Raw genomic sequence first — 14349 nt, forward strand, 5'->3', positions numbered from 1 at the left:
GCGGACGCCCGCTTAGGCTCGACACATGGAGACCCCTATTGCGCGTACGTCCAGGTGGCGGCGCCTGCTGCCCCGCAGCCGCGGCCGGTGGGCGGCGGGCATCGCCGCGCTCGTCGTGCTGGCCGGGGCGGGCACCTGGACCGCCGTGGCCGACGACAGCGCGCCGGCCGTGCACCGGCAGGACCGGATGATGCGCGTCGACGGGGTGTCCGTGGACACCTCGTACTTCACCACCGGCGGCACACAGCGTCGGCCCGCCGTGCTCATCGGCCACGGCTTCGGCGGTAGCAAGGCCGAGACACGTGCGCAGGCCGAGAAGTTGGCCGCCGACGGGTACGCCGTCATGACCTGGTCCGCGCGCGGCTTCGGCAGGTCCGGCGGCAAGATCTCGCTCAACGCACCCGACCGCGAGGTCAAGGACGCCTCCCGGCTCATCGACTGGCTCGCCGGCCGGCCCGAGGTGCAGCTCGACGGCAAGGGTGATCCCCGCGTCGGCATCACCGGCGCCTCCTACGGCGGAGCCGTCTCGCTTCTCGCCGCCGGGTACGACCAGCGCGTCGACGCCATCGCTCCGGAGATCACCTACTGGAACCTCGCCGACGCGCTGTTCCCCGACGGGGTGTTCAAGAAGCTCTGGGCGGGCATCTTCGTCACCACCGGCGGCGGCTGCGGGAACTTCGAGAAGCAGCTCTGCTCGATGTACGAACGGGTCGCCGTCAGCGGGAAGCCGGACGCCGCCGCGCGTGCCCTGCTCACCGAACGGTCCCCGAGCGCCGTCGCCGGCCGCATCAAGGTCCCCGCGCTCATCGTGCAGGGGCAGACCGACTCCCTCTTCCCGCTCGGCCAGGCCGACGCCATGGCCAAGGCCATCGAGGCCAACGGGGCACCCGTCGCCGTCGACTGGATCGCCGGCGGGCACGACGGCGGAGACAGGGAGACCGGCCGGGTGCAGAAGCGGGTCGGCGCCTGGTTCGACCGCTATCTGAAGGACGACAAGGGTGCCGACACCGGACCCGCCTTCCGCGTCACCCGGACCGGCGGCATCGACTCCACCGACGGGGCCGCCCTCACCCGCGGCGCGAGCAGCGACACCTACCCCGGCCTGAACAGCGGCCCGCAGAGCATCGAACTGCGGGGAGGAACCCAGAAGTTCAGCAACCCCGCCGGAGCCAGTCCGCCCGCCATCTCCGCCGTCCCCGGGGTCGGCGGCGGCCTCGCCCAGCTGTCCACGCTCGGCGTCGGGCTCTCCGTCGACTTCCCCGGGCAGCACGCCACGTTCGAATCCGCCCCGCTCACGGCCTCGCGCCGCATCACCGGCTCACCGACCGTCCGCGTGAACGTGAAGGCGGGGCAGGGCGACGCGGTGCTGTTCGGCAAGGTGTACGACGTGTCGCCGGACGGGAAGCAGCAGGTGCTCCCCTCCCAGCTCGTCGTCCCCTACCGGATCACCCCCGAGCAGCAGGGCAGGCCCCTCGACCTGACGCTGCCCGCCGTCGACCACGAAATCGACTCCGGACACCGGCTCCGGCTCGTGCTGGCCGCCACCGACCTCGGCTATGCCTCCCCGGCCGCGCCGACCACGTACACCGTCTCCCTCGACAGCCCGCTCACCCTGCCCACCGCCCCCGGACTGACGACCGGGTCCGCCACCCTGCCCTGGTGGACCTGGGGGCTGCCGGCCGCCGCCGTCGTGATCGCCGCGGCCCTCCTGCTCACCGCCCGGCGCCGTACCGCCACCCCGGCCCCGGACCCCGCACTCGCCGACGTACCGCTGCAGATCACCGGCCTGTCGAAGAAGTACGCCAAGTCCGCCGACCGGTACGCGGTCAAGGAGCTGTCGTTCCGCGTCGAGAAGGGACAGGTGCTCGGGCTCCTCGGGCCGAACGGCGCGGGCAAGACCACCACGCTGCGCATGCTCATGGGGCTCATCACGCCCGACGACGGCGAGATCCGCGTCTTCGGACGGGCCATCCGGCCCGGTGCGCCCGTACTGTCCCGCGTCGGATCCTTCGTCGAAGGCGCCGGCTTCCTGCCGCACCTGTCAGGCCGCGCCAACCTGGAGCTGTACTGGCAGGCCACCGGACGGCCCGCCGAGGACTCGCAGATGGAGGAGGCCCTGGAGATCGCCGGGCTCGGCGACGCACTGGCCAGGGCCGTCCGTACGTACTCGCAGGGCATGCGGCAACGCCTCGCCATCGCCCAGGCCATGCTCGGGATGCCGGACCTCCTCATCCTGGACGAGCCGACCAACGGGCTCGACCCGCCCCAGATCCGCGAGATGCGGGACGTGATGATCCGGTACGCGGCCGGCGGCCGTACCGTCATCGTCTCCAGCCACCTCCTGTCCGAGGTCGAGCAGTCCTGCACCCATCTGGTGGTCATGGACCGCGGCCGGCTCGTCCAGGCCGGTCCCGTCGCCGAGATCACCGGCTCCGGCGACATGGTGCTGGTCACGTCCGCCGAGGAGATCACCGAGCCGCTCGTCGAGAAGATCGCCGCCCTCGCGGGGATCGGCTCCGCCGTCCGTACGGACGACGCGCACGGGCTGCTGGTCCGGCTCGACGGCGCCACCTCGCCGCAGCTCGTCACCGAACTGGTGCGCCTGGACGTGCCGTTGACCGGCGTCGGACCGCACCGCCGCCTGGAGGACGCGTTCCTCACCCTGATCTCCGGAGGCTCCGCATGAGTACCGCAGCCGAAGTCGCCGAAGCGCCGGAGGCGCCCGGATACCGCGCCCGGCACACCCTTCCGCTGCGCGTCGAGGCCGTCCGCCAGCTGCGCAGGCGGCGCACCCTGCTCATGGGCGGGGTGCTGGGCGCGCTGCCGTTCATCCTGATCATCGCGTTCGCGATCGGCGGCACCCCGGACGGCGGACCCGGGGGCGGCGACCGGCTCACCCTGATGGACACGGCGACCGCGTCCGCCGCGAACTTCGCGGCGACCTGCCTGTTCGTCTCGGCCGGATTCCTGCTGGTGGTCCCGGTCGCACTGTTCTGCGGCGACACCGTGGCCTCCGAGGCCAGCTGGTCCTCGCTGCGCTACTTGCTGGCCGCGCCCGTGCCCCGGGCCAGGCTGCTGTGGAGCAAGCTCGTCGTGGCGCTCGGCTTCAGCCTGGCCGCGATGGTGCTGCTGCCGCTCGTCGCACTGGGCGCGGGAGCCGCCGCGTACGGCTGGGGACCGCTCGAACTGCCCACCGGCGGTGCGCTCGCGACCGGGGACACCGTGCCCAGGATCGCGCTCGTCGTCGCCTTCATCTTCGTCTCGCAACTCGTCACCGCGGGGCTGGCGTTCTGGCTGTCGACGAAGACGGACGCCCCGCTCGGCGCGGTCGGCGGCGCGGTCGGACTGACCATCGTCGGCAACGTGCTGGACGCGGTCACCGCGCTGGGCTCCTGGCGCGACTTCCTGCCCGCCCACTGGCAGTTCGCATGGGCCGACGCGCTCCAGCCCGACCTGGAGTGGGCCGGCATGGCGAAGGGCGCGGCCATCTCGGTGACGTATGCCCTGATCCTGTTCGCCTTCGCCTTCCGGGGGTTCAGTCGTAAGGACATCGTGTCCTGACCTTGACATTCCGCCGGATCGCCGTCCGCCGTTGCCGCATCGAGATGGTTCCGCAACTTCTCCGACGGCTCCGGCGCCCCCTCTCGCACGTCACATTCACAAGTGGTGACACGACGACACTGGGGGCCGAAGGATGGAACGCCGGACACGGATGTACCGGGGCGCAGTGGGTCTGCTCCTCGCGGGGGGCGTACTGCTCACGGGCTGCTCGGGTGGTGGGACGACCCACGACACGAGTGCCGCCGAGCGCGGCAAACGGGCGCCCGTGCCCGCGCCGGCCGCGACCGGCGGGGCGGCCTCCACCGGCGGGGCGGCAGAGGACGGGGCGAAGCCGGCGGACAGCGCGGAGAAGCCGGACGAGCTGAGGGAGGCCGCCCCGCCCGACTACCTCTCCACTTTCGCGCTGGACGTGGACACCGCCTCGTACGGATACGCGCGCCGCACCCTCGCCGACGGCAGGCTGCCGGGCCCGGAGACCGTACGGCCCGAGGAGTTCGTCAACAGCTTCCGGCAGGGGTACCACCGCCCGGACGGCAACGGCTTCACGGTCTCCGTGGACGGGGCGCGGGCGGCCGGCGAGGACGAGGACGGCGACTGGTCGCTGGTACGGGTCGGCCTGGCCACCAGGGCTGCGCCCAGCAGCGCCGAACGGCCACCCGCCGCGCTCACCTTCGTCGTCGACATCTCCGGCTCGATGGCCTCGCCCGACCGCCTCGGCCTGGTGAAGACGTCACTCGGCACCCTCACCGACGAGCTCCGCGACGACGACTCGGTCTCCCTGGTCACCTTCAGCGACGAGGCGAGCACCGTACTGCCGATGACGCGGCTGCGGGAGCACCGGGGGAAGATCCACGACGCCGTCGACTCCATGGAATCCGCCGACTCCACCAACGTGGCGGCAGGCGTCCGGCGCGGTTACGAGGAAGCCGTCGACGGCCACCGCAAGGGCGCCAACAACCGCGTCGTCCTGCTCTCCGACGCCCTCGCCAACACCGGTGAGACAGACGCCGACGCGATCCTGGAACGGATCGACTCGGCCCGCCGCGACTACGGCATCACCCTCTTCGGGGTCGGGGTCGGCAGCGACTACGGCGACGCCCTGATGGAACGGCTCACCAACAAGGGCGACGGCCACACCACCTACATCGCCGACGAGGAACAGGCCCGCAAGGTCTTCGTCGACCAGCTGCCCGCACACATCGAACTGACGGCGCGCGACGCGAAGGCGCAGGTCGCCTTCGATCCGAAGACCGTGGAGAAGTTCAAACTGATCGGGTACGAGGACCGCAAGGTCGCCGACGACGACTTCCGCAACGACAGCGTGGACGGCGGCGAGGTCGGCCCCGGCCACACGGTGACGGCGCTCTACGCCGTACGCCTGCGGGACGGAGCCTCGGGCCATGTCGCCACCGCGACCGTGCGCTGGCTGGACCCCAAGTCCCGGGCTGCGCACGAGCGGACGGGATCGGTCGAGACCGGCGCGATCGACGGCAAGCTGTGGGGCGATAGCAGCGCCAGGCTCCAAGTGACGGCCGTGGCAGCCTACTTCGCCGACAACCTGCGTGGCGGGGCGCTCCCGGGAGCCCCCTCGCTCGCCGCACTCGCCTCCAGGGCCGACGAGCTGGCCAGGAAGACCGAGGACGACTCGGTGGCGAAACTGGCCACCGCGATCGGCAGGGCGGACCGTCTCAAGAGCGGCCGCGCCGACGCCGGAACCGGAGCGGGAGAGGGCGAGATGGACTGAGCGGCCGCCCCGCCCCACCCCACCGGAACGGGGACCGGTCGGCCGGAACGGGGGCCGGTCGTACAGCCTTACGGAAACGGGCTGTACGACCGGCTCCGCCGCACCATGATGACCCCATGGACTCCCCGTTCCTGACTCTCGCCGTGATCACGACCGGCCTCTACGCCGGCTTCATGCTGACGTTCCTCGTCGCGATCATGCCCGGCCTCGCCGCACTGTCCGACGAGCAATTCACCACGGCGATGCGCCGCTTCAACGAGAAGGTTCCCGGGCCCGTCTTCCTCGTCCTGTTCGTCGGTGTGATCGTCTTCCCGGCCGTCGTGACCTTCACCGGGAACGGCGAGCACGAGTGGCCGCTGGTGGCCGTGGCGCTGGCGTGCGCCGTCGTCTCCCACCTCGTGACGATCGTCGGCAACATTCCGCTGAACAAGGCGCTCGCCGAGTCCGAGGGCGGCGACGACAGCGCGGCACGTACGGCGTTCGAAGCCCACTGGAACGCCCTGCACCGCTTCCGTACCGCGCTCTCACTCCTCGCCTTCGCCCTGCTGGCCGCTGCGGGCTGACGCGCCGTCACGGAGACGCGTTACGCCAGGTGGAACACCTCGGCGAGCGGCACCATGGCATCGTCCGCCGCCTCCGACTGCTCGAAGAAGCCCGCCATGTCACGCTGCCACCGCTCGTTGACCTCGGTCGTGGCCATCGACTTGCGGGCCGCGTCGAAGTCCTCCGTCTCCAGATAGCCGACGAGCAGCCCGTCCTCGCGAAGGAAGAGCGAGTAGTTGTGCCAGCCCGCCTCGGAGAGCGCGGCGAGCATGTCCGGCCAGACGGCGGCATGACGCTCGCGGTATTCGTCGATGCGGTCCTTGCGTACGTTCAGCAGAAAGCAGACGCGCTGCATGATCGGGACTCCCGGGCGGTGGGCGCGCCGGTGCGAGGCCGCAGGGCGCACGGACTGATGGGTCGACTGAAGGCCGGCCGAATGGTCGGTTGAAGGTCGGCTGATGGGTCGGCTGAAAGGTTTCAATCAAGCTGGTCGAAAGCTAGACGGACAGCGGGTGTGCGGTCAATGGGGGCATCGCGGGGGCCCAGCGGGTGGGCGGTGGCTCTTACGCCGCCACTACGCCCCGCTCGCTAGCGTGCCTCCGGCCCACGAAAAAGGCCCTCCTGGTCGGAGGGCCCCACGGTTGTGCAGCTGTGCGCCCCCGGCAGGACTCGAACCTGCGGCCAAGCGCTTAGAAGGCGCCTGCTCTATCCACTGAGCTACGGGGGCCGGGCGTGGGCCTCGGTGACCTGGAGCCCTGGGACCGGGCGGTCCGTGACCTTGCCGGGACAAGGATAGGGCTCCGATTGTCTCGGCCCGGTTGCTTCACCTGCGTGGCACGATGTGGAGGTTCAGTGAAGCGAGACGATAATCGCAGGTAGGTGCGATTCATGCACCGCTTTTGGCGCCTCACGCCCCGGGTGTTGTGCACTCGTTATGCCTGCGCCCCACTCATCCCCTCTGTCCGGACGGGGGAACCGGCGCGCAGAGGTGGCTATACGCTTCAAAAAGGCGCCAAAATTGGGCATTCTTCGCATGTGGTGACCTTGGACGTACGGCCTCAGCTCATCGACGCACTTTCCGCCCTGCGCGACCGTGTCGCTGCCGTGCGTCTTCCACTCCCGCTCCCAGGAGCTCCACGCGCCCGGCAGACCAGGATCGAACTGCTCGCCCAGCTCGACGACTACCTGCTGCCCAGGCTCAAGGACCCCGAAGCGCCTCTGCTCGCGGTCATCGGCGGATCCACCGGCGCGGGCAAGTCGACGCTCGTCAACTCCCTCGTGGGGCGCCGGGTCAGCGAGGCCGGTGTGCTGCGGCCGACCACGCGGACCCCCGTGCTCGTCTGCCATCCGGATGATCATCACTGGTTCTCCGGTATCCGGGTGCTGCCGCAGCTCACCCGGGTCTGGCTGCCGCCAGAGGAGTCCGCCGACCCCGGCCAGTGCGACGACCTCGACGGACTCGACGGGAGCGCGGCCGAGGAAGGGACCGCGCTCCGCGTCGAGACCGCCGCCGGACTGCCGCGCGGCCTCGCCCTGCTGGACGCCCCCGACATCGACTCGCTCGTCGTCCGCAACCGTGTCCTGGCTGCCGAACTCATCTGTGCGGCAGACGTCTGGGTCATGGTGACCACCGCCTCCCGTTACGCCGACGCCGTGCCGTGGCATCTGCTGCGTACGGCCAAGGAGTACGACGCCTCCCTCGTCACCGTCCTCGACCGGGTACCGCACCAGGTGATCGCCGAAGTGTCACGGCAGTACGGCGCACTGCTCACCAAGGCCGGACTCGGTGAGGTGCCGCGCTTCACCATTCCCGAACTGCCCGAATCGGCCGGCGGCGGCAGCGGGCTGCTGCCCACCACCGCCGTCGCCCCGCTGCGCGCCTGGCTCACCCACCGCGCGCAGGACCCGGCGGCCCGTCAGCAGGCGGTCGGGCGGACGGCGGCCGGGGTCATCGACTCCCTCGACGTCCGGATGCCGGCCCTCGCCGGAGCCGTCGCGGCGCAGTACGCGGCCGCCGTACGGCTGACGGGTGTGGTGGAGGACGCCTACGGCAAGGAGGGCGCACGCGTCCGGAAGCGGCTCCAGAACGGCGGGGCGCTTGCGGGGGACGCCAGGACGCGGTGGCGCGGCTACCCGCTCTACAGCACCTCGGAGGAGGTGCTCGACGCACTCGTGGACTCCCTCGCCGCACTTCTGGAGTGCGCGGTGGCGGCCGCAGACGAACAGATCCGCACGACCTGGCGGCGCGAGCCCGCAGCCGCCGTCTTCGGCTTCGAGGCGGCAGGCCGGGAAGCCGGGGGCTGGGGGCCCGCCGAGGACATCCGTGGCCGGATCGCCATGACCGTACGGCGGTGGCGCCGGGTCCTGGAGGAACTGGCCGAGGAGGAGTTGCGCCTCATGGAACGCAACACCGCGCCCGACACCGAAACCGTCGCCACCCTCCTCGCCGCCGCGCTTCTCGGCGGACGCCGGGCCCGTACCGCCGGAGAGCAGCTGGCCGAACGCATCGGCGTCCAGGGCGCCCTGCGGCTGCGCGACAAGGGTGGCGCGCTGCTCACCACGTACCTCGACCAGGTGCTCGGCGGCGAACGCGACCGCCGGCTCGCCCCGCTGGACGCGCTCGACGTGGCCCCCGAACCGCAGGCCGAACTGATCGCCGCGCTGTCCGTACTGCAGAAGGAGAGGTGGCAGCGATGACTGCCGTCACTGACGAAGGTCCGGGACAGAGCAGGGGACGTGCCCGGGCCCAGGAGCCGGCAACCGGGCGGAGCCCGGACGGCGGAGCCGCCCCCGGCGAGGACCCCGGTCACGGCCAGGACAGGCCGCCGGGCGGCTGGGACGACGGACTCATCGCCCGCCGGGCCGCCACCGCCACCGACGAGACCGCGCCCGGCGAGGCCCCGCCGGCAGTCCCGGAGGACGACGTACGGCCCCAGGTCGAGGCGTACGTCCCCTCGGGCAGCCCGCTCAGCCCGCGCCTGGACGCGCTGCGCGAACTCGTCGGCCTCTCCAGGGCCCGGCTCGACCGGACCGCCCTCGCCGAGGCGGGCCGGGTGCTCGACGAGGCCGCCGCGCGGCAGCGGCTCTCCTCGCGCCACACCGTCGTCGCCATCGCCGGAGCGAGCGGCAGCGGAAAGTCGACCCTCTTCAACTCCCTCGCAGGCGCCCAGATCTCCGAATCCGGACTCCGCAGGCCCACCACCTCCGCGCCCCTCGCCTGCTCCTGGACGGACGGTGCCGCCGGGCTGCTGGACCGGCTCGCGATCCCCGGACGGCTCAGGCGCAGGCCGCAGGCCGGCGGCACGGCGGCCGACGAGGCGCTCCAAGGCCTCGTCCTGGTCGACCTGCCCGACCACGACTCGGCGGCGGCCGGGCACCGCGACCAGGTGGACCGGGTGCTGGCGCTCGTCGACGCGGTGATCTGGGTGGTGGACCCGGAGAAGTACGCGGACGCCGCCCTGCACGAGCGCTATCTGCGGCCGCTGGCCGGACACGCGGAGGTCACCTTCGTGGTCCTCAACCAGATCGACCGGCTGCCCGGAGAAGCAGCCGACCAAGTCCTGGACGACCTGCGCCGGCTCCTCGACGAGGACGGCATGGCGCTGGGCGAACACGGCGAACCCGGCGCCACCGTCCTGTCCCTGTCCGCCCTCACCGGCGACGGGGTGGGTGAACTGCGTGAACTGCTCGGCCGGTTCGTCCAGGACCGCACGGCGGCCACCCGCCGGCTCTCCGCGGACGTGGACGCCGCCGCGGCCAGGCTCCGCCCGGTGTACGTCGCCGAGGGGCGGCCGGGACTGGGGGAGGGGGCCCGGGAGGAGTTCACCGACCGGCTCGCGGAGGCCGTGGGCGCCGCCGCCGCAGGACAGGCGGCCGAACGCGAATGGCGCCGCAACGCCGGGCGGGCGTGCGGGACGCCGTGGCTGCGGCTGTGGCGCTGGTACGAGTCCACCCGGCAGCCGGGCGGCCTGGACCGCGGCGCGCTCACCGCGCCGCCCGAGGAGCACCTCACCGCACGCCAACGGGTCGAGCAGGCGGTCCGCACGGTGGCCGACGACGCCGCCGACGGACTTCCCGGACCCTGGGCACAGGCGGTGCGCGAGGCCGCGGTGCACGGGGCGCAGGGGCTGCCCGAGGCACTCGACGAACTGGCCGGGCGGGCCATGGGGGCGGGGACGGATGGCCGGGACACGGACACGGTCACGGACGCCGGCGCCAAGACAGGTGCCGGGACCGGCGTCCGGGGCGGTAACGGGACCGCTGTTCGGGGTGGTGCGGGCCAGGCGCACGCGGGTCGCGGTGCGAAGCCCCCACGTCCGGCCTGGTGGCCCGCGGCCGTACTGGCTCAGGTGGCGATGACGCTGCTGCAGATCTTCGGTGGCCTGTGGCTGGCGGGCCAGATCATCGGCGTACTGGAGCCGGGGCTGTTGACGCCTGCTCTGGTGATGCTGGCGGGCATCATCGGCGGCCCGCTGGTGGAGTGGTCGTGCGCGGCGGCTGCCCGGGGGCCCGCGCGACGGTACGGCCAGGAGGCCGAGCGCAGGCTGCGCGAAGCGGCAGCGGCCTGCGGGCGGGCCCGGGTCCTCGATCCGGTGGCGGCGGAACTGGTGCGCTACCGGGAGGTGCGGGAGCGTTTCGTGGCGGTGACGGAGTTTTCCACAACGGGCCGTTAGTCCACAGGCCGCAGCAGGAATTCCGCCTCCCCTTCAGCATGGGATCAGTGACCGCACGCAGGAGCGTGGTCACCGACATCCGGACCGAAGGGGAGGCGGAGTCATGAACGAGACCTTGGTGACGCTGGTGGGGAACGCGGCGACCGGCGTGGAGTTCCGGGAGACCGGGAGCGGGGGAATGGCGCGATTCCGGTTCGCGGTGACGCCGCGGCGGTGGGACCGGGAGAAACAGCTCTGGGCGGATGGGCACACCAGCTTCTACACCGTGTGGGCCTGGCGCACCCTGGCGTCGAATCTCTCGGGTTCCGTGGCCGTGGGAGAACCCCTGGTGGTGCACGGCAGGCTGAAGGTGCGCGAGGAGGAACGGGAGGGGCAGCGCCGGACGTTCGTGGACATCGAGGCGGTGGCGGTGGGACACGATCTGACCCGGGGGACGTCGGCGTTCCGGCGTGTGGTCAGGGGCGATCCGGGGCTGACGGCGCGGACCGGCGGCCGGGAGGCCGGCGAGCCGGACCAGTGGGCCGTACGGGACCGTCCGGTTGACCGGAAACAGCCCGCGGAGCGGGCGGAACCACGGGATGTGGAGCGTGAGCCGACGGCGGCCGACCGGGCGGAACGCCCTGCCGCAAGGCGCCGGACGGCCCGTCAGGAAGCAAAAGCGGAATTGGTGTCGGTGCCCTGACCGACCACCTGTTGGAGGAGGGCGACGACTGCATTGCGACCCGAGTCCCCTCCTCCTCCGGGACGTTACCGGGATAACGATTCCGATTCGGAATGGTTGTCGGACGGTATGACGGGGGACTGTGCTTCGCTCGGTCCTTAGGATTCCTCAGTACTCACAGGGCACTTGAGTAGGCAGGCGGGACATTCCCCACACGCGTACCGGACGCGAGGGTCTCGCCCGGAGGGGAATTCTGTGTTTTCTGTTTCTTCAGCGACCGCCTCGTCATCCACGACGACGGCCGACCCCCGACGAACCCGGGGCATAGCCCGGCTGACTGCCTCGGTGGTGGCAACGGGCCTGGTCATGGTCGGCGTCCTCACCGGCGCGGGCGTCGCGACCGCCGACGAGGCACTCCAGCACCAGGGCGGCGCGACCGCGACCCTGGACGGGCTGAAGACCTTCGACACCGCGGTCCTCCACACGGACGGCGAGGATCAGAAGCTGCCCGCCGGGCTCTTCGAGATGACCGTCGACGGTGGCGGCAACTTCAAGACGTACTGCATCGACATCCACAACCCCACCCAGGACCAGGCGAAGTACCTGGAGACTCCCTGGAGCCAGACCTCGCTCGGCACGAACAAGAACGCCGGCAAGATCCGCTGGATCCTGGAGCACTCCTACCCGAAGGTCAACGACCTCCAGGCGCTTGCCGAGGAGGCCGGTACCGGCCCGCTCACCGAGCGGACCGCGGCGGCCGGCACCCAGGTCGCCATCTGGCGCTACTCGGACGACGCCGACGTCAACGCGTCCGACGACCAGGCGGAGAAGCTCGCCGACTGGCTGGAGGAGTCCGCCACCGACACTGCCGAGCCCAAGGCGTCCCTCGCCCTGGAGCCCGCCGCGGTGTCCGGCCGCTCCGGCCAGCGCGTCGGGCCCGTCACCGTCCACACCAACGCCGGCCAGGTCTCGGTGACCCCGCCCGCCGACTCCGCGAGCGGCGTAAAGGTGACCGACAAGAAGGGCAAGGCCGTCACCACGGCCACCGACGGCACTGAGCTCTACTTCGACATCCCGGCAGGCGCCGCTGACGGCTCCGCCTCCCTGACGGTCCAGGCCACCACCTCGGTCCCCGTCGGCCGGGCCTTCGCCGGTGCCACCAAGAGCCAGACCCAGATCCTGGCCGGCTCCAGCGAGTCCACCGTCTCTGCTGGCGCCACCGCGACGTGGGCCGGTAAGGGTGCGATCCCGGCAGTCACCGCGAAGAAGAACTGCGCCAAGGGCGGCGTGGACGTCACGGCGAGCAACGAGGGCGACGAGGCGTTCACCTACGAGCTGGCAGGCGCGCAGCACACGGTCGAGCCCGGCAAGTCCGAGACGGTGACCGTGCCGGTCGCCGAGGACCAGGCGTACGACGTCACGGTCACCGGCCCCGGCGGGTTCACCCGGACGTTCAAGGGCGTGCTGGACTGCCTGACCACCGGAAGCGGCAACGACGGCGTCACCACGCAGACCGTCGACAAGCCCGCCACGACCACCGCCACGGCCGGCGGCAGCACGGCCGGCGCCGAGGGCAACCTCGCCGAGACCGGCGGCTCCAACGCCACCCCGATCATCGCGGGCGTCGCGATCGCGCTGGTCGTCATCGGCGGCGGCGCGGTCTTCTTCCTCCGTCGGCGCAACGGTCAGTCCTCCGCCGAGTGATGAACTGCAGGCGCACTGTCACGGTGCGCTGAGCACGGCCCCGGTACGGCTTCGGCCGGCCGGGGCCTTCGCGTACCGCGGGCGGGATCAGGTGTCTCGCGCACCGGGCCGCGAGTGGGACGTGGCCCGCCCGGGACGAGGTCGTCTGCCCGTCGTCGCTGTCCCGGAGGAAGCCCGTCAGACGGGTCCGGGGGCCACGGAAGGCCGCGTTGACCGTCACGTATCAGTACGTAGCAGTCGGTCGACAGATCAGCTCCGAAACCTGCTGCTCGCGAAGCCACTGAGCGTGGGCCACTCGTACATGGCTCCGGCGGGGGCCTTCCCGGCATTCGCCTCCGTACGGCCCCTGTTCCACGTGAGGGCCGTACGGAGGCACCTGGTCAGGGGCCGTCATCTGCGGTGGGCAGGGGATTCGAGCCCATGGTGGCTCCCACCACGGCGGTCTGCAGGACCGCTGATGGGCCGACTCGCCCCTTGAGACTCCGTGGCCCTCACCGGCGTCCGTCGAGCACCCTCCGCGAACTTGGGGATCATGGGCGCTCGAAGTACTGGAGCACCCCTCCGGCGGAGAAACAGAGCGCTCCCGTAAGGGTGCCCCAGTTGGCGATGTCGATGTTCACGAGGCTTCCCGTCGCGGGGCGGGTGAAGTCGGCCAGTGCCGCGCCCAGGAAGAGCACGGACCCGAGTTGGTTGACCGCGACGATCCACCAGCCGAGATCGCGGGGACGGATTCCCGGTCGGCCGTGGCAGACCTCGACCAGGGCAAAGTGCCCCGAGAGAAGGAACAGGGTGCACCCGACCATGTCGGGGGCCCAGACCAGCCTGTTCACCTGCTGTACCGAAAGGCCCTGCAACAAGGAACTCAGCAGGTTGATGCCGAACACAAGCGTTCCTACGAACAGCAGGAACGTACTCAGCCAGTCGATGCGGCCGGGCTCGTAGCTCCACCACCTCCAGCGCCGAGCGGCAAGCGCCCCGATTCCGCCGTCCTGGCGAGGAGCATTGACCGCCTGGAGCAGCGACACATATCCGCCGGTGTTGAAGAACAGGCCGCCGACGAAGTAGATCCAGGCACCCGTCGCGTCACCCGTGCCGAACTGAGCCACCGCGGCCCCAGTGGCGAATAAGCCCCCGCCCACCGCGAACGTGCCCGCCGCAATGGCATTCAGCCTGCGGAGACGGCCGACCGAGGCGCTGTCCGCTCTTCGGGAGCGGGGCTCGGACTCGCCTGCTGCCCGCACGGTGAGCAGACCGCGCTTGCGTGCCGGCCGCGACTCCCAGACGGCCGTGCCCCCATCGCTGAGGCGCCAGGCCAGCCGAGTCGTGAACGGCCCCGAACCCTCGGCGGTCCTCTCCATTCGGCTCACTTCTCGACCCTAGCCTTTTGATGAGCATTTGCCTCATATGCCGCTCGACACCTGACAGGGGTGCAAGCGGCTCCCTCTCCTCGGGCAGTCATGCGA

The 14349-nt window shown here is 71.5% G+C and carries 10 protein-coding genes and 1 tRNA gene; 8 read left to right on the top strand and 3 right to left on the bottom strand.

Translation table 11 applies throughout. The features are described from left to right. Positions 1 to 25 precede the first annotated feature (25 nt). The 4 genes from ACIOEW_RS01510 (at position 26) to ACIOEW_RS01525 (ending at position 5868) form a co-directional block, all read left to right on the top strand. Positions 26 to 2686 carry an alpha/beta fold hydrolase gene (locus ACIOEW_RS01510; protein ID WP_401960374.1) on the top strand — a complete coding sequence of 887 codons (2661 nt, stop codon included), beginning with the start codon at positions 26 to 28 and terminating at the stop codon, positions 2684 to 2686. Beyond that, positions 2683 to 3561, top strand: coding sequence for an ABC transporter permease (locus ACIOEW_RS01515; protein ID WP_362551760.1), 879 nt, complete (start codon positions 2683 to 2685; stop codon positions 3559 to 3561). Before ACIOEW_RS01510 ends, ACIOEW_RS01515 begins: the two co-directional genes overlap by 4 nt. Before the next feature lie 133 nt (positions 3562 to 3694). Continuing rightward, positions 3695 to 5305, top strand: a complete 1611-nt coding sequence (locus tag ACIOEW_RS01520) for a von Willebrand factor type A domain-containing protein (RefSeq protein WP_401960376.1) — start codon at positions 3695 to 3697, stop codon at positions 5303 to 5305. A gap of 116 nt (positions 5306 to 5421) precedes the next feature. Next, on the top strand, positions 5422 to 5868 hold the full coding sequence (locus tag ACIOEW_RS01525; protein ID WP_362551766.1) for an anthrone oxygenase family protein: 447 nt from the start codon (positions 5422 to 5424) through the stop codon (positions 5866 to 5868). A gap of 20 nt (positions 5869 to 5888) precedes the next feature. Here the strand turns inward: ACIOEW_RS01525 and ACIOEW_RS01530 are convergent, their stop codons facing one another. Then, positions 5889 to 6203 (bottom strand): L-rhamnose mutarotase, encoded by a 315-nt coding sequence (locus tag ACIOEW_RS01530; RefSeq protein WP_401960379.1) that lies wholly within the window; start codon positions 6201 to 6203, stop codon positions 5889 to 5891. Between the two features lie 299 nt (positions 6204 to 6502). After that, positions 6503 to 6575: transfer RNA gene (locus tag ACIOEW_RS01535), tRNA-Arg, on the bottom strand. 317 nt (positions 6576 to 6892) lie between these two features. Between ACIOEW_RS01535 and ACIOEW_RS01540 the strand changes: the two genes are divergently transcribed. From ACIOEW_RS01540 to ACIOEW_RS01555, 4 genes are all read left to right on the top strand, one after another. Then, the gene (locus ACIOEW_RS01540) at positions 6893 to 8545 is read left to right on the top strand and encodes a dynamin family protein (RefSeq protein WP_362551836.1); all 1653 of its coding nucleotides are present in this window, start codon (positions 6893 to 6895) and stop codon (positions 8543 to 8545) included. After that, complete coding sequence (locus tag ACIOEW_RS01545; RefSeq protein ID WP_401960381.1) at positions 8542 to 10521, top strand: GTP-binding protein; 1980 nt, start codon at positions 8542 to 8544, stop codon at positions 10519 to 10521. Before ACIOEW_RS01540 ends, ACIOEW_RS01545 begins: the two co-directional genes overlap by 4 nt. 103 nt (positions 10522 to 10624) lie before the next feature. Further along, on the top strand, positions 10625 to 11203 hold the full coding sequence (locus tag ACIOEW_RS01550; protein WP_362551775.1) for a single-stranded DNA-binding protein: 579 nt from the start codon (positions 10625 to 10627) through the stop codon (positions 11201 to 11203). 234 nt (positions 11204 to 11437) lie between these two features. Beyond that, entirely contained in the window at positions 11438 to 12886 is a 1449-nt protein-coding gene (locus ACIOEW_RS01555) for an LAETG motif-containing sortase-dependent surface protein (RefSeq protein WP_401960383.1), read from the top strand. 530 nt (positions 12887 to 13416) lie between these two features. Here the strand turns inward: ACIOEW_RS01555 and ACIOEW_RS01560 are convergent. Continuing rightward, a complete protein-coding gene (locus ACIOEW_RS01560) occupies positions 13417 to 14253 on the bottom strand; it encodes a hypothetical protein (protein ID WP_401960385.1) in 837 nt (278 codons plus the stop codon). Positions 14254 to 14349: the final 96 nt, after the last annotated feature.

The sequence above is a fragment of the Streptomyces sp. NPDC087901 genome, assembly GCF_044742205.1.
In the GTDB taxonomy this organism is placed as follows: Bacteria; Actinomycetota; Actinomycetes; order Streptomycetales; family Streptomycetaceae; genus Streptomyces.

Bases quoted from the DNA above. Each gene is read 5' to 3' on its own strand.
- ACIOEW_RS01510 (WP_401960374.1), top strand. From the start codon at position 26: ATGGAGACCCCTATTGCGCGTACGTCCAGGTGGCGGCGCCTGCTGCCC.
- ACIOEW_RS01515 (WP_362551760.1), top strand. From the start codon at position 2,683: ATGAGTACCGCAGCCGAAGTCGCCGAAGCGCCGGAGGCGCCCGGATAC.
- ACIOEW_RS01520 (WP_401960376.1), top strand. From the start codon at position 3,695: ATGGAACGCCGGACACGGATGTACCGGGGCGCAGTGGGTCTGCTCCTC.
- ACIOEW_RS01525 (WP_362551766.1), top strand. From the start codon at position 5,422: ATGGACTCCCCGTTCCTGACTCTCGCCGTGATCACGACCGGCCTCTAC.
- ACIOEW_RS01530 (WP_401960379.1), bottom strand. From the start codon at position 6,203: ATGCAGCGCGTCTGCTTTCTGCTGAACGTACGCAAGGACCGCATCGAC.
- ACIOEW_RS01545 (WP_401960381.1), top strand. From the start codon at position 8,542: ATGACTGCCGTCACTGACGAAGGTCCGGGACAGAGCAGGGGACGTGCC.
- ACIOEW_RS01550 (WP_362551775.1), top strand. From the start codon at position 10,625: ATGAACGAGACCTTGGTGACGCTGGTGGGGAACGCGGCGACCGGCGTG.